Source organism: Actinomycetospora flava (assembly GCF_037400335.1).
In the GTDB taxonomy this organism is placed as follows: Bacteria; Actinomycetota; Actinomycetes; order Mycobacteriales; family Pseudonocardiaceae; genus Actinomycetospora; species Actinomycetospora flava.
This window is the reverse complement of sequence record NZ_JBBEGM010000003.1, coordinates 292,484-312,852: the sequence shown is the minus strand read 5'-3', so window position 1 is coordinate 312,852 and position 20,369 is coordinate 292,484. Positions and strand designations below refer to the sequence as shown.

Genomic DNA, 20,369 nt, shown 5'->3' with positions numbered 1-20,369 from the left:
CCCGGGCCCTCCGCGCGTCCGCTCCACCGGCAGCCCTGGACAGCGCGCGGTTCGCCGACGACCCTGGGGAACACCGATCTCACACGGACCGCTCGGAGGCCGCCATGCGCCTGGGACGTCGACTCTCCGCCGGCATCGCCGAGGACCCGCCCGCCCCACCCGAGACGCCGCGGGGCGAGGAGGAGGTCGAGCGGGAGACCACCACGGAGCACCGTGAGCCGGCCGAGCAGCTGGTCGATCGGTAGACACCGCCCGCGGCCGGAAGGGCCGCTCACCGGGTACAAGATCGCGTACCCGATGATCTCCGCGGACTCGCGTCGCGGAGGGTTCAACGGCGTCGCACTGGGCCGCTCGCAGGTCTACGGCGCGGTCGCCGACGCGGTGTGCATCCAGAGCCCGCGCCACCGGTGCCCGTCGTCGTGGTGCGACTGCGGGTTCTACTGCTTCCACGCACTGTCCGACGCCCGCGACCTCGCGTGCGACCCGCAGTACCAGCACTGCGTGCTCCTCGAGATCGCGGCGTCGGGCCGGTTCGTCCGCTACGAGCTCGGCCTGCGCTACGCGCGCCAGACCGTCCGCTCGGTGCGCCTGGGCCGCTGCGGCTGCGGCCGTCCGGCGACGGCGCTGGCCGACGGCGGCCCGGGCGTCGTGGGGTGGCGGCGCCTGCACCCGGTGTGCGGGCTGTGCGCGGGCCCGCGGCCCGTCGTCACCCCGGAGGCGTTCGGCGTGCTCTGCGGGAACGTGCCGGTGCGCGCCGAGGAGGCCGGGGACGGCCTGGAGGACCCGCTCGCGGGCGTGGGCGCGGAGGTCGACGACGCGACGCTCGTGCCGCTGCTCAGCGCCGAGGTGGCGCTCCTGCAGGCGCGCCTCGACCAGGTGCAGTCCCGCCTGGAGCAGTTGACCCACCGCTCGGACTGACGACGCGGCCCCCGCGTGGCGCGGGGTCGCGGTTCGGGTAGGGAGGACACGTGACCTCCCTGGAGCTCGGGCCCCTGCTTCGCCACGTCGGCACCACCACGGCGACGATCTGGGTGGAGACCAGCGCGAGCTGCACCGTCGAGGTGCTCGGGGTGAGCGCACCGACGTTCCAGGTGTGCGGGCAGCACTACGCGCTCGTCGTCGTCGAGGGGCTGGAGCCGGGGAGCTGCCTGCCCTACGAGGTGCGCCTCGACGGCGAGCTCGTCTGGCCGCTGGAGGGCACCGGGACGCCGCCGAGCTACCTGCGCACGCGGACCGAGGACGGCACGGCGCGCCTGCGGTTCGTCTTCGGCTCGTGCCGCTACCCCCCGACCGACGACCCCGACCTCGAGGCCTCCCTCGGGATCGACGCGCTCGACGCCTTCGCCACGCGGCTGATGGACGAGGTCGCCGGCGCCGACGACCCCGCGACGGTGCTGCCCGACACGCTGTGCCTGCTGGGCGACCAGGTCTACGCCGACGAGATCACCCCGCGGACAGAGCGGTGGATCCGCGCGAACCGCGACCCCGACGACCCCGACGGGCCGGGGCTCGAGATCGCGGACTTCGGCGAGTACTCCCACCTCTACAGCGAGTCGTGGAGCGACCGGGAGCTGCGGTGGCTGCTCTCGACGGTGCCCACCGCGATGATCTTCGACGACCACGACGTCCGCGACGACTGGAACACCTCGCAGGTCTGGCGCGACGAGATGGCGTCGAAGCCGTGGTGGCCGCAGCGCATCCGGGCGGGGCTCGCGTCGTACTGGGTCTACCAGCACCTGGGCAACCTCGACCCGGAGACCCGCGACGCCGACCCGCTCTACCGCAAGGTCCGGGAGGCCGACGGCGACGTCTACGAGCTGCTCGCCGACTTCGCCGCGCGCGCCGACGCCGAGGTCGGGCACCCCACGGGCGTGCGGTGGAGCTACCGCTGGGACCTCGGCCGGACGCGGCTGCTCATGGTCGACACGAGGTGCGCGCGGGTGCTCAACGAGGACGACCGTCTCATGATCAACGACCACTCGTTCGCCTGGATCGAGGAGAGCGCCGACGACGGGGAGGTCGACCACCTGCTGCTCGGGTCGTCGATCCCGTGGCTGATGCCGCCGGCGGTCAGCCACGTCCAGTCGCTCGACGAGTGGGCCGCCGCGCGGGGCAGCCGCCTCGCCGAGACCGTCCGCCAGGCCGTCGACCTCGAGCACTGGCCGGCCTTCCGCGCGTCGTTCGACCGCCTCGCCGACCTCATCCGCGGCGTCGCCTCGGGTCCGTCGGCCCCCGCGACGGTCTGCGTGCTCTCCGGCGACGTCCACCACAGCTACGCCGCCGAGGCGCGCTGGCCGTCCCCCACCCGCTCGCGGGTCTACCAGCTGACCTGCTCGCCGGTGCGCAACGGCGTCCCGTGGTTCATGGAGTACGTCTTCGCGCTCGGGTGGTGGCGGCGCCTCACCGGCGCGCTCTCGCGGGTGTCGCGCGCGGCGGGCCTCGGGGAGCTGCCCCTGGACTGGTCGGCGATCGGCGGACCGTGGTTCGGCAACGCGGTCTCGACGCTCGAGGTCACCGGGCGCGACGCCCGCCTGCGCGTGGAACGCTCCGGCGCCCGCGGCGGCCTCGAAGCGGTCGCCGAACTCCCGCTGACCTGAGGGGAACCGATCGGGGGGCTGCTGCGTCGAACCCCGTGTCGCTGCCCGTGCGGGCGGCGGGGTCGTTCTACGGTCAAGGGTCGGGTTGCGGAGGGAGGCGCGCGTGCGGTTCGTGCACACGGCCGACTGGCAGCTCGGCATGACCCGGCGGGTCCTGGGGGCCCGCCCGCCCAAGGAGGCCGCCGGCGGGCTGACCGGCGAGGCCCAGGCCCGGTTCGCGCAGGCGCGGCTCGACGCCGTGTCGGCACTCGGTCGCCTCGCCGACGAGCGCGGGGCGGCGTTCGTGCTGGTCTGCGGCGACGTGTTCGAGTCCAACCTCGTGGGCCCCGACGTCGTCGCCCGCGCCTGCGAGGCGCTCGCGTCGTTCCGCACCCCGGTCCTGCTCCTGCCCGGCAACCACGACCCCGCCGACGCCGCCTGCGTGCTGCGCCGGCCCGATCTCGCCCGCCGGTGCCCCCCGCACGTGACGGTGCTGGACACACCGGGGGTGCACGAGGTCGCGCCCGGCGTCGAGGTCGTCGCGGCCCCGTGGCGCTCCAAGCACCCGCTCACCGACCTCGTCGGCGAGCAGCTCGCCGCCCTCGAGCCCGCTCCCCCGGGCACGCTGCGGGTGCTGGCCGGGCACGGCGAGCTCGACGTGCTCGACCCCGACGACGACGAGCCCGCCCGCATCCGCCGCGACGGCGTGCTCGCCGCGCTGGCCGACGGCCGCGTGCACTACGTCGCGCTCGGCGACCGGCACTCCACCTGGGCCGACGACCGCGACGACCGCATCCGCCACGCCGGCACGCCGGAGGTCACCGACTTCGACGAGGTCGACCCCGGCAACGTCCTGGTGGTCGACCTCGAGGAGCACGCCGCGCAGGTCGCCGTCGAGCCGGTGGGGCGCTGGCGGTTCGTCCGCCACGACGCGCGTCTCGACACCGACGACGACCTCGACGCCCTCGACGCCTGGCTCGCCGGCCGGCCCGACAAGGAGCGGGTGGCGGTGCGCCTGGCGCTCGTGGGCACGCTGTCGCTGCGCCAGCGCAGCCGGCTCGACGACCTCCTCGCGGGCCACGACCACGCCTTCGCCGCGGTGGAGGTCCTCGCGCAGCACTCCGACCTCGCGACCGTCCCCGACGACGCCGACCTGCACGACCTCGACCTGCACGGGTTCGCCGCGGACGCCGCGAGCGAGCTGTTCGCCGCCGCCGGGGAGGCCGACGACGAGGCCCGCGACGCCCTGCGCCTGCTGCACCGGCTGGTCGGGAGCGAGCGATGAGGCTGCACCGCATCCGCCTGCGCGACTTCCGCGGTGTGCACGACCGCGAGGTCACGCTCGCCGAGCGCGGGGTCACCGTGCTGCAGGGCGACAACGAGGTCGGCAAGACGTCCACGGTCGCCGCGCTCGACCTGCTCTTCGACGCGGCCGACTCCTCACGCCGGGCCGAGATCCGCGCCGCCCAGCCCGCCGGCGTCGACGCGGGCCCGGAGGTGGAGGCGGAGGTCTCCACCGGCCCGTACCGCTTCGTCTACCGCAAGCGCTGGCTGCGCCGCCCGCGCACCGAGCTGCACGTCATCGCCCCCGCCCCCGAGCAGCTCACGGGCGCCGACGCGCACGCGCGGGTGTCGGCGATCCTCGACGAGACGATGGACCGCGTGCTCTGGCGCGGGCTGCGCGTGGAGCAGCACACCGCCGTCGGGCAGGCCGACCTCGGCGGTCAGGACGCCCTGACCCGCGCGCTGGACCGCGTCGCGTCGGGCGCCGCCCGCCCGGACCCCACCGCCGACGACGGTCTGGTCGAGCGGGCGGTCGAGGAGCTGCGCCGCTACCGCACCCCGAGCGGTCGGGCCACCGGCGAGCTGCGCGCCGCCGAGGTGCGCCTCGCCGACGCCGAGGCCGAGGAGGACCGCTGCCGGGCCGCGCTCGAGGCGGTCGAGCGCGACGTCGCCGCCCGCGACCGTCTCGACGCCGACGCCGCCTCGGTGCGCGAGCGCCGGCGCGCGCACCACGCGGAGGTGGCCGAGCTCGAGGACCGGTGGGCGGGACTGCAGTCGCGGCTGCGCGAGGTCGAGACCGCGCGCGGGCGCGCCGTGCTCGCCCGCGAGCGCGCGCAGACCGCCGGTGAGCGCCGGGCGGCCCGCGACGCGCTGGTGGGCGCGCTCGACACCGACGCCGAGGCGGTCGCGCAGGCCGACGCGGCGCTCGCCGCCCACGACGGCGAGCACACTGCCGCCCGCGAGGAGCGCGCGGCCCGGCGGACCGCCGACGCCGCCGCCTGCGAGGAGGCGACCGCGGCCCGGCGGCGCGCGGACGACGCCGCCCGCGCCGTGTCCGCCGCGCGCGACCGCGCGGAGCTCGCGGACCTCGCCGAGCGGGTGCGCCGCGTCGAGGAGGCCGAGGCCGGGCTGGCGGCCGCCGAGCGGGTGCTGGCCGCGACCACCGTCGGCACCGACGACCTCGCCGACCTCGAGGACCTCGCCCGCGACCTGCTGCGCGCCGAGGCCGCACGGGACGCCGCCGCCGCGCGGGTGGAGCTGACGGCGCCGGCAGAGCTGACGCTGGAGGTCGACGGCGAGACCGTGGTGCTCGCGCCCGGCGAGACGCGCACGCTGCCGGTGGCGGCGGCGCGGGCGGTATCGCTGCCCGGCGTGCTCGACGTGCGCGTGCGCCCCGGGCTCGACGAGGCCGGCCGCGACGACGCGGTGCGCGACCGCGCGCGGGAGCTCGCCGGCCGGTGCGAGGAGCTCGGTGTCGCCGACCTCGAGGCCGCCCGGGTCGCCCGCCGGCGCGCCGACGACGCCGCGCGCCGGGCCGACGAGCACCGCGCGGCGCTCACCCGCGAGCTCGCCGGGCACGGCGACGCCGCCGCCCTGCGCGCCGCCCACCACGCGGTGCAGGACCGCCTCGACGGGCCCGCCGACCTCTTCACCAGCATCGAGCCCGCCCCGGCCGCGGACGTCCCCGCCCTGCGTCGCGAGGCCGACACCGCGCGCGACGCCGCCGACGCGGCCGCCCGCCGGGCCGACGAGGCCGCCGCGGCGTGCCGGGTCGCCGAGGACGCGGTCCGCGACGCCGACACCCGCGCCGCCGTGCTCGCCGAGCGCGCCGCCGACGCCCGCCACGCCCACGACCGCCGCGCCGAGGAGCTGCGCGCCGCCCGCGAGGCGGAGCCGGACGCCGACCTCGCGGCCGCCGCCGACGAGCGGCTCGCCACCGCCCGCGACGCCGAGCGCGAGCACGAGGCCCTGGCCGCGGCGCTCGCGGACGACGACCCGGACACCGTCGAGGCGCGCGTGGTCAACGCCCGCGCCGTCGACGAGCGCCTCGCCGGCGAGGCCGCGCGCCTGGAGCGCGAGCACGCCGAGACCACCGGACGCCTGCAGGCCGCCGGCCTCGAGGGCTGGCACGACCAGCACGCCGCCGCGGCCACCGAGCTCGAGGCCGCGGGCCGCGACCACGATCGCATCGCCCGCCGCGCCGCCGCCGCCCAGCGCCTGCACGACACGCTCGCCCGCCACCGCGAGCGGGTGCGCCGCTCCTACGTCGCGCCGTTCCGCGCCCAGGTGGAGCGGCTGGCGCGCATCGTCTTCGGGGCGTCGCTGTCCCTCGAGATCGACGAGGACCTGCGGATCACCCACCGCACCCTCGACGGCGTCACGGTCGCGTTCGCCGCCCTGTCCAGTGGCGCGCAGGAGCAGCTCGGCCTGTGCGCGCGGCTGGCGTGCGCCGCGCTCGTCGACCCGTCGGACGGGGTGCCGGTGGTCATCGACGACGCGCTCGGCCACACCGACCCGGCGCGCCTATCACGCCTCGGCGCGGTGTTCACCGCGGCCACGGCCGCCGAGGGCGCCGCCCAGGTGATCGTGCTGACCTGCACCCCCGAGCGCTACCACGGCATCGGCGCCGCCACCGTCGTTCCGCTGGCCCCGTCGCGCCGCCCCGGGGACCGCGACCGGGATGCAGGGCCCGTCGACGACGCCCCGCTCCAGGCGCCCGGCACGGTCGTCGACCTGCCGCGCGCCCCGCGCGCCGGCTAGGTCCCCGAGCGCCGCCACCGGCGCCACCACGACCGTCGCCCGCCCGCCGTGGGCAGGTCCGGCGCCGACGCCGCGGCCGGCCGCTCCGAACGCCACCGCGCCACGATCTCGTCGGTGCGCGGCAGCGGCACCGCCACCTGCGGTCCGTCGGGGAAGCGCAGCCAGTGGGCGACGCGCGCGGCCACGGCGGCGACGGTGTCGCGGACCTCGCGCTCGGTCTCCAGGTCGCGGACGGTCTCGGGCAGCCGCTCGACCTCGCGGCGCAGGCGCAGCGGGGTGGGCAGCAGGACGTCGTTGGGGATGCCTTCGCGCTCCAGGTACGAGCGCAGCCACCAGTTCTCCTCGTAGGGGCGGTTCCGACCGGGCAGGGGGCGGCCGGACCCGCGCAGACCGTCGAACTTGCCCTCGTCCTGGGCGTCGCGGATGCGCTGCTCGACCACCGACTCGTAGCTCTCCCACCAGGCCTCGTTCCGCATCAGGCCTCCCGCGCGGGCAGGGCGATCGCGGTGATCACGAGCCCGTCGCGCACGACCCAGCGGCCGCGGAACCCGGTCAGCTCCGCGCCGTCCACCACCGGGCCCGGCACCCGCAGCGACGCGCGGAACGTCCCGTCGGGCGCGGGCGCGAGCTCGGCCTCCTCGAAGCCCAGCCAGGCGCCGGTCAGCGGGAACCACGCCTTGTAGACGCTCTCCTTGGCGCTGAAGAGGATCTTGTCCCACCGCACGTCCGGCGCGGACGCGGCCAGCGACGCGAGCGCCGCCCGCTCCCCCGGGTCCGACACCGCCTCGAGCACGCCGTCGGGCAGGGCGACGTGCGGCTCCGCGTCGAGGCCGACCGTGCGGACGGCGTCCCGCCACGCCACGGCGGCCCCGCGGAAGCCGGCACAGTGGGTGATCGCGCCGACGACCCCGTCGGGCCACACCGGCGCGCGCTTCTCCCCCACCGGGATCGCGGCCGCCGGTGCCCCGAGGCGGGCCAGCGCGTCGCGCGCGCACCCCCGCGCCGTCGTGAACTCCGCCCGCCGCGACGCCACCGCCTTCGCCACCGCCGGCTCCTCCTCCGGGGCGAGCACGGCCTGCGGGTCGTCATCGGTGCGCGCGGCGGTGACGACGGCACCGGGCAGGACGGTGTCGAGCGCCGCCACTCCCGCGGTGGTCACGTCCGCGCCCACTGCGCGCGCTGCTCCGCCGCCCAGGCGGTGAAGGGGTCGGGGCCGTCGCCGCCCGGGCCCGGAAGGATCTCCCGCAGCGCGCCGCGGACCAGGCCGTGGCGCTGCCACTCGCGCGGGTAGCCCACCGACACCTCCTCGCAGCGCACGCCGTCCTCGACGGTCGTGCGCGGGATGTGGAGGTGGCCGTACACGACGACCGCGGCGTCGTGGCGCCGGTGCCAGTCCGCCGTCGCGGTCGTGCCGCACCACAGCGCGAACTCCGGGTGGCGCAGGATGCGGGTCGGGTGCGGCGTCAGCGGCCAGTGGTTGACGAGCACCGTCGGCATCCCGGCCGGGCGCTCGGCGAGGCGGGCCTCGGTGCGGGCGAGCCGGTCGGCGCACCAGGCGGCCGCGTCGGGGAACGGGTCGGACGACATGAGCACCTCGTCGGTGCACACCACGCCGGCCTCGCGGGCGACCTCGAGCGCCGCCTCGTTCGACCAGTCGCCGGGGATCGAGGGCGGCCGGACGCTGTAGTCGTAGAGCAGGAACATCGGGCACACGAGCGCCGGCCCGCCGTCCCCCTCCCACACCGGCCACGGGTCCTCGGGCGTGAGGACGCCGAGACCGCGCGCGACCTCGACGAGGTGGTCGTACCGGGCCGGTCCGACGAGGTCGACCTCGTCACCCGGCGGCGTCCACAGCTCGTGGTTGCCCGGCACCCAGACGACCGTCGCGAAGCGGTCGGCCAGGATCTCCAGTGCCCACGCGACGGTGGCCACGCGGTCGCCGACGTCGCCCGCGACGATCAGCCAGTCGCCGGGGTGGGTCGGGTGCAGCTCGCGGACGATGTCCTCGTTCTCCGAGCGGTTGACGTGCAGGTCGCTCGTGGCCAGCAGGCGTGGGCCGCCAGTCATGGGTCCTCCCTGTCTCCCTCGCCGCCACGGTACGGATCCGGGCGGCGGTGCCACGAGATGTCCGGGACCTTCCCCACTGGCACGATGAAGCGGTGCCGCCGCGTCACCGCACATCGCTGCCCCTCCCGGCGCGGATCCGGTCGGTGATGGCGGAGGGTGACTACGAGCGGGCCGGGCTGCTGGAGGGACTCACGGGCGACGCGCGGCGCACGCGCGTGTCCGTCCTCGAGTCGCTCGCGGCGGACGGCGTCGACATCGCCAGCATGCGCGACGCCATCGCGCGCGACCGCCTCGGGCTCCTCCTGCTCGAGCGCACCCTGCGGCCCGAGGACGGCCACTCCCTCACCGACGTGTGCCGGATCGCCGACATCGACATCGAGGTCGTGCGGCGCTGGTTCCAGGCCCTCGGACGGCCCCTCGCCCCGGACCCCGACGAGCCGATCTACACCGACGAGGACGTCGAGATCGCCGAGCGGATCCACCGCTACCGCAGCCTCGGGTTCACCGACGAGGAGATGATGCCCGTCGTCCGGGCCATCGGCCGCGGCGTGCTCAACATCGCCGACGCCCTCGGCGGGCTGCTCGGCGAGGCGCTGCTGCGGCCCGGCGAGCCGGAGCCGGAGATGGCCCTGCGCTACGCCACCGAGGCACGCCGGATCGTCGAGGACGACTCGCTGCACCTGGTCCACCTCGTCGCCGCGGCGCTCGCCGACCGCATCCGCTCGCACGCGCTGGCCGTCGAGGAATCGAGCGCGGGCCGGCTGCGGGGCGCGCAGGAGGTCACCGTCTGCTTCGCCGACCTCGTCGGCTTCACCGACCTCGGCGAGACGGTCTCGGCGGTGGAGCTCAGTGAGGTCGCCGAGATGCTCTCCGGCTGTGCCACCGAGGTGTCGGCGTGGCCGGTGCGCCTGGCCAAGACGATCGGGGACGCGGTCATGCTCGTGTCGCCCGACCCGACCCTGCTCGTGACGGCGGCGCTCGACCTCGTCGACGCGTGGTCGAGCGAGGGGGACGGGCGCCCCGCGCTGCGCGTCGGCGTCGCCAAGGGCATCGGGGTGCCGCACGCGGGCGACTGGTTCGGGCCGCCGGTCAACCTCGCCAGCCGCGTCACCGAGACCGCCCGGCCGGACCACGTGACGATCACGGCCGCGGTCCGCGACGCGGTGGTCGCCGCGGCACCCGGCGAGCCGCCGTTCCTCTTCCGCGCCGCCGCCCCGCGCAAGTTCAAGGGTGTCCGCGGAGCGCAACGGCTGTATCGCGTACAGCGTCGCCCGTCCGGGTCCATCGGCAACGGCGCGCCCATCGATGCGGTGAATGAGCGGGACAAGCCGATTAGCAATTAGGCCGAATGGCGCATTACTTGGGCCGAACGTCGGAGAACAGCCGGCGTCGGACAAGGAGTGTTCGCCGTGGAAACCCAGACCAAGAGGCGCCTCGGCGCCGTCGCGGGCGGAATCGCCCTGGCCTGCGTCGCAGGCGTCGCGCTCGCCGCGTGGCTCTCCAGCGGCGCCGGGACGGCCGAGGGGAGCTCGACCCAGGCCGTCAACTCGGTGATCTCCCCGCAGACGGGCGCCGCCGGGCTGTACCCGGGCGCGACCACGACGGCGACGGTGACCGTCAACAACCCCAACGCCTACCCCGTCGTCGTGGCGTCGATCTCGCCCGGGAGCTCCAACGCCACCGCCGGCAACTGCCCGGCCGGCACCGTCACGACCGCCGGGCTGACCAACCCCGCGGGCACCATCGCTCCCGGGACCACCGGGACGTACACGCTGACGGCGAAGATGATCGGGAACCCCGACAACGCCTGCCAGAACCAGAACTTCGTCCTGCCGCTCACCGCGAGCCTGGCCTCCGCGGCGGGCTGAGCCCGTGGCCGGACGACACGGTCGCTGGTCGTCGCAGCGACGGTTCTCCTGGCGGCGGTGGGCCCGGCGCCTCCCGGCCGTCGGGGTGACCGGTGTCGTCGTCGCCGTGCTGCTGGGGGCCGGGCTCGCCTCGGCGGCCTGGCTCTCCAGCGGCGGCGGCACCGGCACCGCCCGGGGCGGGCAGGCGCTGGCCCCGACGACGACGGCGGTCGCCGGGACGGCGATCACCGCCAACCTCCTCTACCCCGGCACCAGCGGCGACGTGAAGGTCACCGTCAACAACCCGAACGTCTACCCGGTGACGGTGTCGTCGGTGACCGCGAACGGCACGGTGACGGCCGCCGGCGGCACGGGTGCGTGCACGACCACCGGGGTCAGCCTCGCCACGGCGACCCCGGGCACCGCGATCCCCGCGAACTCCGCGGCGACGCTGACCCTCGCGAACGCCGCCTCGATGACGAGCGCCTCGGAGAACGGATGCCAGAACGCGACCTTCACCATCCCCGTGACCGTCGCGATCACCAGCGCCTGACGCGTGGCGGCGCCGCGCTCGTCGCCGCCGTGGTCGTCGCGCTGCTGCTCGCGGGCGGCGGCGCGGCGACCGCGGCGTGGCTCTCGAGCAACGCGGGCGGCGCCACCGCCAGGGCCGGGGCGCTGACCGCCCCCACCGCGACCATCGGCACGATCAGCTGCACCACCAGCGGCCTGACCACGACCGCCACGATCAACGTCAGCTGGACGAAGGTCACCGGGGCGACGTCGTACTTCGTGGAGTCCGGGCGGCTGCTGAGCCTCGCCCAGGGCGAGTCGAAGACGGTGAGCGGCACGTCCACGACCTTCACCACGACCACGCTGCTGCTCGACATCTACGTGCGCGTCACGGCGAAGGCCGGCAACTGGACGGGGCCGGCCAGTCAGACCGTCAACAAGGCCGTGATCTGCCCGGCCGGGTCGGCCGCGCCCCGGTCGGTCCCGACGACCACGACGCCGGCGCCGGCGCCGACGACCACGCCGGTCCCGACCACCACGGTGCCGACCGTGCCCACGGTGCCCACCACCACGACCGGACCGGCTCCGCGGTGAGCGTCGCGAGGATGGTGGGCCGGGGGCCCGCTCCCCAGCTGCCTGGTCCGGCCCACCATCTCGCCATCGGCGCCCCGGGGCGCCGGATCGCCGGGGTTCCCCCACCGGCTCGAGACGGAGCGTGCCCGGACAGACCCGACGGCACCAGGCATCCACGCCCAGGTTCACTCGACACGGGCACGGGTTCACTCGACCAGTCGACAGTGCGCTGGACCATCAGGGCCGTCGTCGACTGCATGCCGTGACCATCGGTCACGTTGCGAGGTCGGGAGGGCGGCCTGACCGCGCGGCTCGTGGGTCTCGTGGGTGAGGTACTCCTCCTCGTTGCCGCCACGCCGCGACGGAGGGGTGGCACGGGATGCGCCGCGGGACTCTCAAGGCCGGGCGGAGAGCAGGTCGAGCACAGCGCGCTGCTCCTCGCGCGGCAGGGGGTGCATCAGCAGACCTTCGATCGTGAAGACGCCCAGGCGCGCCATCGCGGGAATCTGCGCCGCGTCGACACCGGACTGCCGCAGTTCCTCGGCCAGCAGGGCGTCGGTCAGCTCGTGGAACGCGGAGTGCCAGGTCGCCACCGTGGTGGAGGTGGCCGACAGGGCGTGGACGGCCGTCACGAGCTTGCTGTGCTCCTGGAGGCGCTCGACCACCCAGAGCAGCCGGTCGGTCCACGAGCGGGCGGCCTGGGCCTGGAGGCCTTCCAGCATCTCGGTGAGGAGGTGGTCGAGGACCGCGACCAGCAAGGCCTCCTTGTCCTGGAAGTACCAGTAGATGGTCGTGGTGGTGATCCCGGCGGACCGGGCCACGCTGGCCATCGAGGTCTTGTCGAACCCGACCTGCGCGAACAGCGCCGCGGCCGCCTCGACGATCTCGGCGGACTTCGCCTCGCGATCCCGAGGACGCCGGTTACGGGGCACACACCACCATATCTTGCACGGCGTTCAAGACCCAACTAGCGTCTTGAACGTCATGCAAGACTGCGCCGATCGACAAGGTGCGCACCACCAGGAGGACAGCCCCGTGAGCCCCGTGCCTGACGACACCGCCCCGCCACGCCGTGACGTCTGGTTCGACTCCGGAGCCGACCGTTGCCACGCCTGGCTCTATCTCCCCGCCGGCGCCTCGTCGGCCGCGCCGGTCCCGGTGATCGTCATGGCGCACGGCCTCGGAGCGGTCAAGGCGCTGCGCCTCTCCGCGTACGCCGACCGGTTCGCGGCGGCCGGCTACGCCTGCCTGGTCTTCGACTACCGCTACTTCGGCGACAGCGAGGGCGAGCCGCGCGAGCTGCTCAGCATTCGGAGCCAGAGGCACGACTGGCGGGCGGCCGTGACGTTCGCACGCACGCTGCCGGAGGTGGACCCGAACAAGGTGGTCGTCTGGGGCACGTCCTTCGCCGGCGGTCATGTCGTCGCGACCGCCGCTCGGGACTCGCGGATCGCGGCAGCGATCGCACAGGCGCCGTTCCTCGACGGCATCGCCTCGGTACGCCAGCTCCCGGTGCGCGAGACCCTGGCGCTGGTCGCGTCGGGCGCGAAGGACCTGCTCGCGCACGTGCGTGGCCGTGAGCCGGTGCGGATCAAGGCCGGGGCCCGTCCCGGCGAGGTCGGACTCATGTCCTCGACCGAGGACATGCACAGCCTGCTCGCGTTGCTGGCGGCGTCGGGGATCGACGAAGCCGACTACCACAACGACGTCCCGGCCCGCGTCGCACTGACCATCCCCCTCGCGAGACCTGGGCGGGCTGCCGGCGACGTCGCGTGCCCGATCCTCTTCTGTGTCGCCGATCGCGACAATCTCGCGCCGGCGGAGGCGACCGTGCGCCTCGCCTCCCGGGCACCGAGAGGTGAGATCGAGCGATACGACACGGGGCACTTCGATATCTACCTCGGCGAGGACTTCGAAGCCGCCATCACCGACCAGCTGGCGTTCTTGGCTCGTCATGTGCCGGTGGCGAAGGACTCCCGGGTCCGGTGACGGCGGGGTTCCAGGTGACGGCGGGACGTCGACGCGCGGTGGGTGGGGCCCGGCGCTGGTCCGGGAAGAACGAGAGTCCCCGTGAACGGGCGTGGACCGTCCGCACGACGACCAAGGGGCATGCTGCGCCGACGGCCGGAGGACTCGGACGGACGTGATCCGGTCTTCCCCGATGCCCGGGGTGGCTGGCGCGACCCCTCGCGCCGGTCACACGAAGGTGCCCATGACCCCGGACGAGTACCGGACGCCGGGTCGTCACCAGCGACGTCGCCGACGCCCTGGACCGAGCTCATGGAGGTCGCGGCGACGACGGAGGCGGGTGAGCGGTGGGTCGATCAAGAAAGAACCCCAGGCCACGGGCTGTGACCTGGGGTTTCGGCTCCTCCGACTGGACTCGAACCAGTAACCCTTCGGTTAACAGCCGAATGCTCTGCCGATTGAGCTACGGAGGACCGCTGTGTCCGGGACACCTCGCGTCCGGACCCCTTCACGCTACCGCACGGGCCCCACCGTCATTCCGCACGGGGTGGGGCAGGATGGGCGCCACGAGACGTCGGGGAGGAGAACGCATGAAGATCATTCCGTTCCTGCTGGGTGCCGGCGTGGGGTACGTCCTCGGGGCGCGGGCCGGCCGCGAGCGCTACGAGCAGATCGCGCGCGCGTACCGCCAGGTGGCCGACCACCCCAGCGTGCAGGGGGCGGCCGGTGTCGCCCGCGCCAAGGCCGGCGAGGCCGTGCAGACGGGCGTCGCGCTGGCCAAGGAGAAGGTCGCGCCGAGCGACGCCGAGGGTGCCGGGGGCGGGCAGCCGACCGCGCCCGGTCGCGCCGCCGCCAACGGTTCCGGGCGGTAGGTCAGGGACCCAGCACCGCGAACACCCGGCGGAACCCGAACCAGGTCACGCCGGCGGCGTCGGGCGGGTACGCGTCGCGCAGACGGGGTGCGAGCTCCGCGCGCAGGCGCGCCCACCCGGCGTCGTCCAGGGCGTCGCGCACGGGCCGCAGGGTGCTGCCCGCGATCCAGTCGCCCACCGGGTCGTCCCCGGTCAGCGGGTGCACGTAGGTCGTCTCCCAGCAGTCGACGACGGCGCCGGGGCGCGCCGCGGCCAGCAGGCGGGCGTACTCCTCGGGCGTGCCGACCCCGTAGGCGGGCAGGCCGCCGGGGACACGGTCGGCCACCAGCTCCCGGGCGACCTCGTGGGACGGCGAGCGCTCGTTGCCCGGCATCTGCACCGCGAGCCGGCCGTCGGCCGGCAGCTCGCGCGCCCAGCGGGCCAGCAGCTCGCGGTGCTCGGGCACCCAGTGCAGCACCGCGTTGCACACGACCACGTCGGTCTCCGGGCCGGGCGCGAAGTCGCGGACGTCGGCGAGCTCGGCGTCCACCCCGTTCCCGCGCGCCGCCGCGATCATCTCCGGCGACGCGTCCGAGGCGCGCACCCGCGCGTGCGGCCACCGCTGCGCGAGGACCCCGGTGAGGTGCCCGGGTCCGCAGCCGAGGTCGACGACCTCGCGCGGGGCCGTCGCGCCGACCCGGCCCACGAGGTCGAGGAACGGGCGCGCGCGGTGGTCGTCGTGGCGTCGGTAGAGCTCCGGATCCCAGGAGAGGGTCACTCGGGCCGGGCCTCGCGGAGCTTCTCGCCCACGCCGGCGGCCACGGTGCGCACGAGCTCCGGGTCGGTGCCGGGATCGGGGCGCACGTGCAGGACGATCCCCGCCCCGGGCACGCGCCGCTGGACGAACCAGGCGCCGCCGTCGCCGATCTCGTGGTGCTGGCTGTCCTTGACCGCCCCGGTGACCCGATGGTGCACGGTCTCGGGCACCCGCCGCGGCTCGGTCAGCGGCACCCGGCGCGGCGCCCGGTCGGCCAGCAGGATCACCCCGCCCGCCAGCTCCTCGACCTCGTCGGCCTCGACGACCTCGAGCGCGCCCGAGGCCCAGGTGGCCCGGGTGACGAGGTGCCAGGCGATGCGGTGTGCGCCCTCGCCGGACGCGGCGGGCGGCAGCCACAGCCCCAGGTCGGTGGCGAGCACGATCGACCCGCGCGGCCCCCGCCCGTCGGCGATCACCCGCTCGCCCTCGTCGAGCGTGCCGGTGAAGCCCTCCGGGATCGGCTCGCGGCCCGTGAGCAGGGCCCCGAGCCGGTCGACGAGACCGCTCACAGCGACACCGCGCCCGACGCCTGGCTGCGCAGCGCCTTCTTGTACTGCTCGAGCGCGACCAGGTCGCCGTAGAGCTCGTGGTACTCGTCGGCGTCGTTGATCGGCGAGAGCCGCTGCAGCCGCGACTTGATCTCCGAGACCTGACGCTCGACGAGCGTGCCCTGCAGCGCGCTCATCATCGAGGTGATGTAGCGGTGCTCGTCGGTCTCGCGGGTCTGCAGCGGTTCGACGGCGAGCTCGTGCACCAGCGTGCGGTACCCGCTCGGGACCTCGCGGCCGACGGCGTCGATCCACGCCGAGCCGGACCAGCCCGCCGACGTCCCCCCGGCGGCGAGCACCGCGCGGTGCACCGCGAGGTAGGCCTCGTTGTTGAACGCGTCCTCCGGCAGCGAGTCGTACAGCGGCCCGGCGAGCGCCGGGGCCTGCAGCGCGGCCTTGAGCACCTCGCGCTGCACGCGCAGGCGCGGGTCGTCGCGGGCGGGCAGCGCCGGGCCGCCGTCCGGGCGGTGGTTGGTCGGCGGCTTGCGCTGCGCCCGCCGGGTCGGGGCGTCGGCCGGCGCGCCGGCGGTCTCGCGGACCCGGCGCACCACCTGCGCCTCGTCGGTCCACCCGACCCACCCCGAGAGCCGGCGCGCGTAGCCGTCGCGCAGGTCCTCGCGCCGGATGCGGGCCACCTCCGGGACGGCGCGCTGCAGCGCCGCGACCTGGCCCTCGACGGTGCCGAGGTCGTGCTCGTCGAGGATCGCGCGGATGATGAAGCTGAACAGCGGCGCCCGCTGGGCGACGAGGTCGCGCAGCGCCACCTCGCCGCGGGCCTGGCGCAGGTCGCAGGGATCCATATTGTCGGGGGCGACCGCGATGTAGGTCTGGGTGGCGAACTGCTGGTCGCCCTCGAACGCCTTGCGCGCCGCGGCCTGCCCGGCGGCGTCGCCGTCGAAGACGTAGATGACCTCGCCGCGGTCGAACGAGTCGTCCATCAGCAGCCGGCGCAGCACCGCCACGTGGTCCTCGCCGAACGCGGTGCCGCAGCTGGCGACCGCCGTCGTCACGCCGGCCAGGTGCATCGCCATGACGTCGGTGTAGCCCTCGACGATCACGGCCTGCCGCGTCTTCGCGATGTCCCGCTTCGCCTTGTCGAGCCCGAAGAGCACCTTCGACTTGTGGTAGACGGGCGTCTCGGGGGTGTTGAGGTACTTCGCCTCGATGCGGTCGTCGTCGAACAGCCGCCGCGCGCCGAAGCCGACGACGTCGCCGCCGAGGTCGCGGATCGGCCAGAGCAGGCGACGGTGGAAGCGGTCCATGTACCCGCGCTGGCCGGGGCGCGAGAGCCCCGCCTTCTCCAGCTCCTCGAGCGTGTAGCCCTGCGCGACCAGGTGCTTGGTGAGCTTGTCCCAGCCCGACGGCGCGAACCCGCAGCCGAAATCCTGCGCCGCGGCCTGGTCGAACCCGCGCTCGGCGAGGAACTCGCGGGCCTTCTGGGCCTCCCCCGGCGTCCGCAGCTGCTCGGCGTAGAACTCCGCGGCCAGCTTGTTCGCCGCCAGCAGGCGGGCGCGGGTGCCGCGGTCCTTCTGGACGCTCGACCCGCCGCCCTCGTAGGTCAGCCGGTAGCCGATCCGGTCGGCGAGCTTCTCCACGGCCTCGACGAAGCCCAGCTGCTCGATCTTCATCAGGAAGTCGATGACGCTGCCGCCCTCGCCGCAGCCGAAGCAGTGGAACGTGCCGTGCGTGGGGCGCACGTTGAACGAGGGCGTCTTCTCGTCGTGGAACGGGCACAGGCCCTTCACCGAGCTCGCGCTCGCCCGCCGCAAAGCGACGTACTCGCCGATGACCTCATCGACCCGGTTGCGGTCGCGCACCTCCGCGATGTCCGCGTCCCGGATGCGCCCCGCCATGTCCGCCAGTCTAGGACGCCGCCGGCGCGCTCCGGCCCCGCCCGCACGATGTCGCCGACCGCCCCCGGGTGTCGGACCGGTTCGCTACGGTCGAGCCATGACTGGCCCGGCACCTTTCACGTCCGCGGAGCATCCCCTGCTCCCGGGCGCGTCCCCGGCCACGATCCGGTCCTTCCTGCTGCCCGCGGACCAGCCGACGTTCGTCGCGGCGTACGAGGCCGCACTCGACGACGCTCGCCGATCGCTCGACCTGACCCCGGTGCACCAGGTGGTCGAGGACTGGCGCCGGGTGGCGCTCGTCCAGGCTGACCCTGTCGCCTTCCGTCGCGCCGTCCACCGGGCGGCGGAGATCGTCACCGGTGAACCGGTGCCGTGCGACGAACCGTTCGAGGTGACACGCGCACGGGCAGGGCTCTAGGGACCTCGACCGACGATGTACGAGGTCGATCCGCTGGACGACGAGGTCGGCTCCCTTCCGGGCGATCTGCTGGCGGAGTTCGCCGAGGTGTGCAGAGCGCTCGAACTCTCACCGAGGACGGTCGGCAGGCCGTGGGTCGCCTCCAATCCGACCGGACTGCGTGTCGTGACCTTCGGAGCAGGCCTGGCGGCGCTCGTCTTCGGCGTCATCGAGGACGAACGTCGGGTCTTCCTCGTCAGCCTGGTCGTCGTCTGAAGGCCGCTCCAGGAAGCTCCGCCGGCCTCCGCTGGTTGCTTCACCCGGCACCGCAGGAAGGATGAGGAGGACCCACCATGCAGCTGGACCTGTCCGGACGGACCGCCCTGGTCACGGGGTCGACCGGGGGCATCGGGCGGGCGATCGCCGTCGATCTCGCCCGCGCCGGCGCGCGGGTGGTCGTCAACGGTCGGGACCAGGGGCGCGTCGACGACGCCGTCGCCGGGCTCCGTGACGAGACCGGCGGCGAGGTCGTCGGGGTCGCCGCCGACGTCGCGACCGCGGCGGGCGCGGAGGCGCTCGCGGCCGCCGAGCCCGACGTCGACGTGCTCGTGAACAACCTGGGCATCTTCGGCCCGCAGCCCGCCCTGGAGATCACCGACGACGACTGGCGGCGGTACTTCGAGGTCAACGTGCTGGCCGCCACCCGGCTCATCCGCACCTACCTGCCGGGCATGACCGCCCGCGGCTGGGGCCGGGTGCTCGACATCGCCAGCGACTCCGCCGTCGTCATCCCCGCCGAGATGATCCACTACGGGATGTCGAAGACCGCCCTGCTCGCGGTGTCCCGCGGGTTCGCCAAGGAGGCGGCGGGCACGGGCGTCACCGTGAACTCCGTCATCGCCGGCCCGACCCACACCGGCGGCGTCGAGGGTTTCGTGCGCGAGCTCGTCGGCGACGACCTGCCGTGGGACGAGGCGCAGCGCGAGTTCATGATCTCCTACCGCCCGCAGTCGCTGCTGCAGCGGCTCATCGAGCCCGAGGAGATCGCGCACCTCGTCACGTACCTGGCGTCGCCGCTGGCCTCGGCGACCACCGGCGCCGCCGTCCGTGTGGACGGGGGCTACGTGGACTCGATCATCCCGTGAAGTGCGCCCGGTCCACCACGACGCGGTCGATCTCGCCGTCGGCGACGTAGTGCCCGTCGCCGTCGATGGCGCTCACGTCAAAGGTGAGACGGTCGCCCTCGGTGGTCAGGGAGGCGTAGACGTCGACGGTGCCGCCGACCGGCGTCGGCCGGCGGTGCCGCACCCGGATCGCGGCACCGACCGTGGTCTGCCCCGCGGTGAGCCCGGGGGCCGCCTCGGAGACGGTGGCCGCCTCGAGCCACGCGATGAGCCGCGGAGTGCCCAGGACCGGCAGATCCCCGGAGCCCAGCGCGACGGCGGTGTCGTCCTCGGTGACCTCGTACCTCATCGCGGCGATGGTAGGTCCTCGCCGGGGGTGCGCGCCGCGATCGCGCGGTCATCCACGGATCTCGGCACGAGCAGCACGAGCAGCCCGCCGATCAGCAGCACCGCACCGAACGGGTAGAGGCTCGACGCCGTCGACCCCGTGAGGTCCGACAGCCAGCCGACGAGCGAGGTCGCGACCGCGCCGCCGATGTTGCCGATCGAGTTGACCAGCGCGATCCCGGCCGCCGCGCCGGCCCCGGAGAGCAGCGCCGACGGGATGCTCCGGAACGCGGCCTGGGCGGTGGAGACGCCGGCGGCGACGAGGACCATCGCGCCGACCGCGAGGGCCGTGCTCTGCAGGAACACCGCCGTCAGCACGAGGCCCAGCGCCGTCACCAGGCACGGGATGATCGTGTGCCAGCGGCGCTCGCCGGTGCGGTCGCCGTGCGCCGACCACGCGATCATCACCACGACCGCGACCACGTAGGGCACGGCGGTGAGCAGCCCGATCGTCAGCGGATCGTCGACGCCGCTGTTCTTGATGATCGTCGGCAACCAGAAGCTGACGAGGTAGATGCCCAGCGCGATGGTGACGTAGATGCCGCAGAGCAGCCACACCTTGCCGCTGGTCAGCGCGGCGCGGATGCTGCCGTGCCCGCCCTCGCGGGTGGCCTCCTCGGCGGCGAGGTCGGCGCGCACCACGGCCTTCTCGTCGTCGGAGAGCCAGCGGGCGTCGTCGACGGTGCTGTCGAGGTAGCGCAGCACCAGCAGGCCGAGCACCAGCGACGGCACGGCCTCGATGAGGAACTCGGTCGACCCCGGTTCCGCGGGAAGTGGACGTCATGACGGTTCTCCGGATGGGCCTGC

The 20,369-nt window shown here is 74.9% G+C and carries 23 protein-coding genes and 1 tRNA gene; 14 read left to right on the top strand and 10 right to left on the bottom strand.

What is annotated here, in order from left to right:
- Positions 1-104 precede the first annotated feature (104 nt).
- The 5 genes from WCD58_RS11070 to WCD58_RS11050 all read left to right on the top strand — a co-directional run bounded on the left by WCD58_RS11070 (position 105) and on the right by WCD58_RS11050 (position 6,620).
- Positions 105-245, top strand: a complete 141-nt coding sequence (locus tag WCD58_RS11070; protein ID WP_337702629.1) for a hypothetical protein — start codon at positions 105-107, stop codon at positions 243-245.
- 52 nt (positions 246-297) lie between these two features.
- A complete protein-coding gene (locus WCD58_RS11065) occupies positions 298-918 on the top strand; it encodes a hypothetical protein (protein WP_337702626.1) in 621 nt (206 codons plus the stop codon).
- Positions 919-968: 50 nt separating this feature from the next.
- A complete protein-coding gene (locus tag WCD58_RS11060) occupies positions 969-2,597 on the top strand; it encodes an alkaline phosphatase D family protein (RefSeq protein WP_337702625.1) in 1,629 nt (542 codons plus the stop codon).
- 103 nt (positions 2,598-2,700) lie between these two features.
- The gene (locus tag WCD58_RS11055; protein ID WP_337702623.1) at positions 2,701-3,861 is read left to right on the top strand and encodes a metallophosphoesterase family protein; all 1,161 of its coding nucleotides are present in this window, start codon (positions 2,701-2,703) and stop codon (positions 3,859-3,861) included.
- Complete coding sequence (locus tag WCD58_RS11050) at positions 3,858-6,620, top strand: AAA family ATPase (protein WP_337702621.1); 2,763 nt, start codon at positions 3,858-3,860, stop codon at positions 6,618-6,620. The genes WCD58_RS11055 and WCD58_RS11050 overlap by 4 nt, the downstream gene beginning before the upstream one ends.
- Here WCD58_RS11050 and WCD58_RS11045 read toward each other — a convergent pair.
- From WCD58_RS11045 to WCD58_RS11035, 3 genes are read right to left on the bottom strand one after another with little or no spacing between them, the layout of a single operon-like run.
- Positions 6,617-7,096, bottom strand: coding sequence for a DnaJ family domain-containing protein (locus WCD58_RS11045; protein ID WP_337702619.1), 480 nt, complete (start codon positions 7,094-7,096; stop codon positions 6,617-6,619). The two genes, WCD58_RS11050 and WCD58_RS11045, sit on opposite strands and share 4 nt — an antisense overlap.
- Complete coding sequence (locus WCD58_RS11040; protein WP_337702617.1) at positions 7,096-7,779, bottom strand: 4'-phosphopantetheinyl transferase family protein; 684 nt, start codon at positions 7,777-7,779, stop codon at positions 7,096-7,098. Before WCD58_RS11040 ends, WCD58_RS11045 begins: the two co-directional genes overlap by 1 nt.
- Positions 7,776-8,687: a metallophosphoesterase family protein gene (locus WCD58_RS11035; RefSeq protein WP_337702615.1), complete on the bottom strand. Its 912-nt coding sequence runs from the start codon at positions 8,685-8,687 to the stop codon at positions 7,776-7,778. Before WCD58_RS11035 ends, WCD58_RS11040 begins: the two co-directional genes overlap by 4 nt.
- Positions 8,688-8,833: 146 nt before the next feature.
- On the opposite strand from WCD58_RS11035, the gene WCD58_RS11030 reads away from it, so the two are divergent.
- From WCD58_RS11030 to WCD58_RS11015, 4 genes are all read left to right on the top strand, one after another.
- On the top strand, positions 8,834-10,030 hold the full coding sequence (locus WCD58_RS11030) for an adenylate/guanylate cyclase domain-containing protein (RefSeq protein WP_337702613.1): 1,197 nt from the start codon (positions 8,834-8,836) through the stop codon (positions 10,028-10,030).
- 66 nt (positions 10,031-10,096) lie between these two features.
- Positions 10,097-10,555: a hypothetical protein gene (locus tag WCD58_RS11025; protein WP_337702611.1), complete on the top strand. Its 459-nt coding sequence runs from the start codon at positions 10,097-10,099 to the stop codon at positions 10,553-10,555.
- A 4-nt stretch (positions 10,556-10,559) separates the two neighbouring features.
- Positions 10,560-11,087 (top strand): hypothetical protein, encoded by a 528-nt coding sequence (locus WCD58_RS11020; protein ID WP_337702608.1) that lies wholly within the window; start codon positions 10,560-10,562, stop codon positions 11,085-11,087.
- Positions 11,033-11,638, top strand: a complete 606-nt coding sequence (locus tag WCD58_RS11015) for a hypothetical protein (RefSeq protein WP_337702606.1) — start codon at positions 11,033-11,035, stop codon at positions 11,636-11,638. The genes WCD58_RS11020 and WCD58_RS11015 overlap by 55 nt, the downstream gene beginning before the upstream one ends.
- A gap of 374 nt (positions 11,639-12,012) precedes the next feature.
- Here the strand turns inward: WCD58_RS11015 and WCD58_RS11010 are convergent, their stop codons facing one another.
- Complete coding sequence (locus tag WCD58_RS11010; protein ID WP_337702604.1) at positions 12,013-12,549, bottom strand: TetR/AcrR family transcriptional regulator; 537 nt, start codon at positions 12,547-12,549, stop codon at positions 12,013-12,015.
- Between the two features lie 103 nt (positions 12,550-12,652).
- Here WCD58_RS11010 and WCD58_RS11005 point away from each other — a divergent pair, with 103 nt between their 5' ends.
- The gene (locus WCD58_RS11005) at positions 12,653-13,606 is read left to right on the top strand and encodes an alpha/beta hydrolase (protein WP_373696211.1); all 954 of its coding nucleotides are present in this window, start codon (positions 12,653-12,655) and stop codon (positions 13,604-13,606) included.
- A 379-nt stretch (positions 13,607-13,985) separates the two neighbouring features.
- Here the strand turns inward: WCD58_RS11005 and WCD58_RS11000 are convergent.
- A tRNA-Asn gene (locus tag WCD58_RS11000) sits at positions 13,986-14,058 on the bottom strand.
- Between the two features lie 117 nt (positions 14,059-14,175).
- Between WCD58_RS11000 and WCD58_RS10995 the strand changes: the two genes are divergently transcribed.
- Positions 14,176-14,457 (top strand): hypothetical protein, encoded by a 282-nt coding sequence (locus WCD58_RS10995; RefSeq protein WP_337702602.1) that lies wholly within the window; start codon positions 14,176-14,178, stop codon positions 14,455-14,457.
- A gap of 1 nt (position 14,458) precedes the next feature.
- Here WCD58_RS10995 and WCD58_RS10990 read toward each other — a convergent pair whose 3' ends face one another.
- Genes WCD58_RS10990 through dnaG form a run of 3 tightly spaced genes read right to left on the bottom strand, consistent with a single transcriptional unit; the run spans position 14,459 to position 17,654 of the window.
- Complete coding sequence (locus tag WCD58_RS10990) at positions 14,459-15,214, bottom strand: trans-aconitate 2-methyltransferase (RefSeq protein WP_337702600.1); 756 nt, start codon at positions 15,212-15,214, stop codon at positions 14,459-14,461.
- Entirely contained in the window at positions 15,211-15,762 is a 552-nt protein-coding gene (locus WCD58_RS10985) for a hypothetical protein (RefSeq protein WP_337702598.1), read from the bottom strand. Before WCD58_RS10985 ends, WCD58_RS10990 begins: the two co-directional genes overlap by 4 nt.
- Entirely contained in the window at positions 15,759-17,654 is a 1,896-nt protein-coding gene (dnaG, locus tag WCD58_RS10980; protein ID WP_337702596.1) for a DNA primase, read from the bottom strand. The genes WCD58_RS10985 and dnaG overlap by 4 nt, the downstream gene beginning before the upstream one ends.
- Before the next feature lie 97 nt (positions 17,655-17,751).
- On the opposite strand from dnaG, the gene WCD58_RS10975 reads away from it, so the two are divergent.
- The 3 genes from WCD58_RS10975 (at position 17,752) to WCD58_RS10965 (ending at position 19,196) form a co-directional block, all read left to right on the top strand.
- Positions 17,752-18,072 (top strand): DUF6247 family protein, encoded by a 321-nt coding sequence (locus WCD58_RS10975; RefSeq protein WP_337702593.1) that lies wholly within the window; start codon positions 17,752-17,754, stop codon positions 18,070-18,072.
- Positions 18,073-18,087: 15 nt separating this feature from the next.
- Entirely contained in the window at positions 18,088-18,327 is a 240-nt protein-coding gene (locus tag WCD58_RS10970) for a hypothetical protein (RefSeq protein WP_337702591.1), read from the top strand.
- A gap of 77 nt (positions 18,328-18,404) precedes the next feature.
- On the top strand, positions 18,405-19,196 hold the full coding sequence (locus WCD58_RS10965) for an SDR family NAD(P)-dependent oxidoreductase (RefSeq protein ID WP_337702589.1): 792 nt from the start codon (positions 18,405-18,407) through the stop codon (positions 19,194-19,196).
- Here the strand turns inward: WCD58_RS10965 and WCD58_RS10960 are convergent.
- Together WCD58_RS10960 and WCD58_RS10955 are read right to left on the bottom strand one after the other, a co-directional pair.
- The gene (locus WCD58_RS10960; protein WP_337702587.1) at positions 19,186-19,524 is read right to left on the bottom strand and encodes a thioesterase family protein; all 339 of its coding nucleotides are present in this window, start codon (positions 19,522-19,524) and stop codon (positions 19,186-19,188) included. The two genes, WCD58_RS10965 and WCD58_RS10960, sit on opposite strands and share 11 nt — an antisense overlap.
- A complete protein-coding gene (locus WCD58_RS10955; RefSeq protein ID WP_337702896.1) occupies positions 19,521-20,303 on the bottom strand; it encodes an MFS transporter in 783 nt (260 codons plus the stop codon). The genes WCD58_RS10960 and WCD58_RS10955 overlap by 4 nt, the downstream gene beginning before the upstream one ends.
- Between the last annotated feature and the right edge of the window lie 66 nt (positions 20,304-20,369).

Excerpts from the sequence above, each read along its gene's own strand:
- WCD58_RS11070 (WP_337702629.1), top strand. The coding sequence starts at position 105 with ATGCGCCTGGGACGTCGACTCTCCGCCGGCATCGCCGAGGACCCGCCC.
- WCD58_RS11065 (WP_337702626.1), top strand. The coding sequence starts at position 298 with ATGATCTCCGCGGACTCGCGTCGCGGAGGGTTCAACGGCGTCGCACTG.
- WCD58_RS11050 (WP_337702621.1), top strand. The coding sequence starts at position 3,858 with ATGAGGCTGCACCGCATCCGCCTGCGCGACTTCCGCGGTGTGCACGAC.
- WCD58_RS11045 (WP_337702619.1), bottom strand. The coding sequence starts at position 7,096 with ATGCGGAACGAGGCCTGGTGGGAGAGCTACGAGTCGGTGGTCGAGCAG.
- WCD58_RS11035 (WP_337702615.1), bottom strand. The coding sequence starts at position 8,687 with ATGACTGGCGGCCCACGCCTGCTGGCCACGAGCGACCTGCACGTCAAC.
- WCD58_RS11030 (WP_337702613.1), top strand. The coding sequence starts at position 8,834 with ATGGCGGAGGGTGACTACGAGCGGGCCGGGCTGCTGGAGGGACTCACG.
- WCD58_RS11015 (WP_337702606.1), top strand. The coding sequence starts at position 11,033 with ATGCCAGAACGCGACCTTCACCATCCCCGTGACCGTCGCGATCACCAG.
- WCD58_RS10995 (WP_337702602.1), top strand. The coding sequence starts at position 14,176 with ATGAAGATCATTCCGTTCCTGCTGGGTGCCGGCGTGGGGTACGTCCTC.
- dnaG (WP_337702596.1), bottom strand. The coding sequence starts at position 17,654 with ATGGCGGGGCGCATCCGGGACGCGGACATCGCGGAGGTGCGCGACCGC.
- WCD58_RS10975 (WP_337702593.1), top strand. The coding sequence starts at position 17,752 with ATGACTGGCCCGGCACCTTTCACGTCCGCGGAGCATCCCCTGCTCCCG.
- WCD58_RS10970 (WP_337702591.1), top strand. The coding sequence starts at position 18,088 with ATGTACGAGGTCGATCCGCTGGACGACGAGGTCGGCTCCCTTCCGGGC.
- WCD58_RS10965 (WP_337702589.1), top strand. The coding sequence starts at position 18,405 with ATGCAGCTGGACCTGTCCGGACGGACCGCCCTGGTCACGGGGTCGACC.
- WCD58_RS10960 (WP_337702587.1), bottom strand. The coding sequence starts at position 19,524 with ATGAGGTACGAGGTCACCGAGGACGACACCGCCGTCGCGCTGGGCTCC.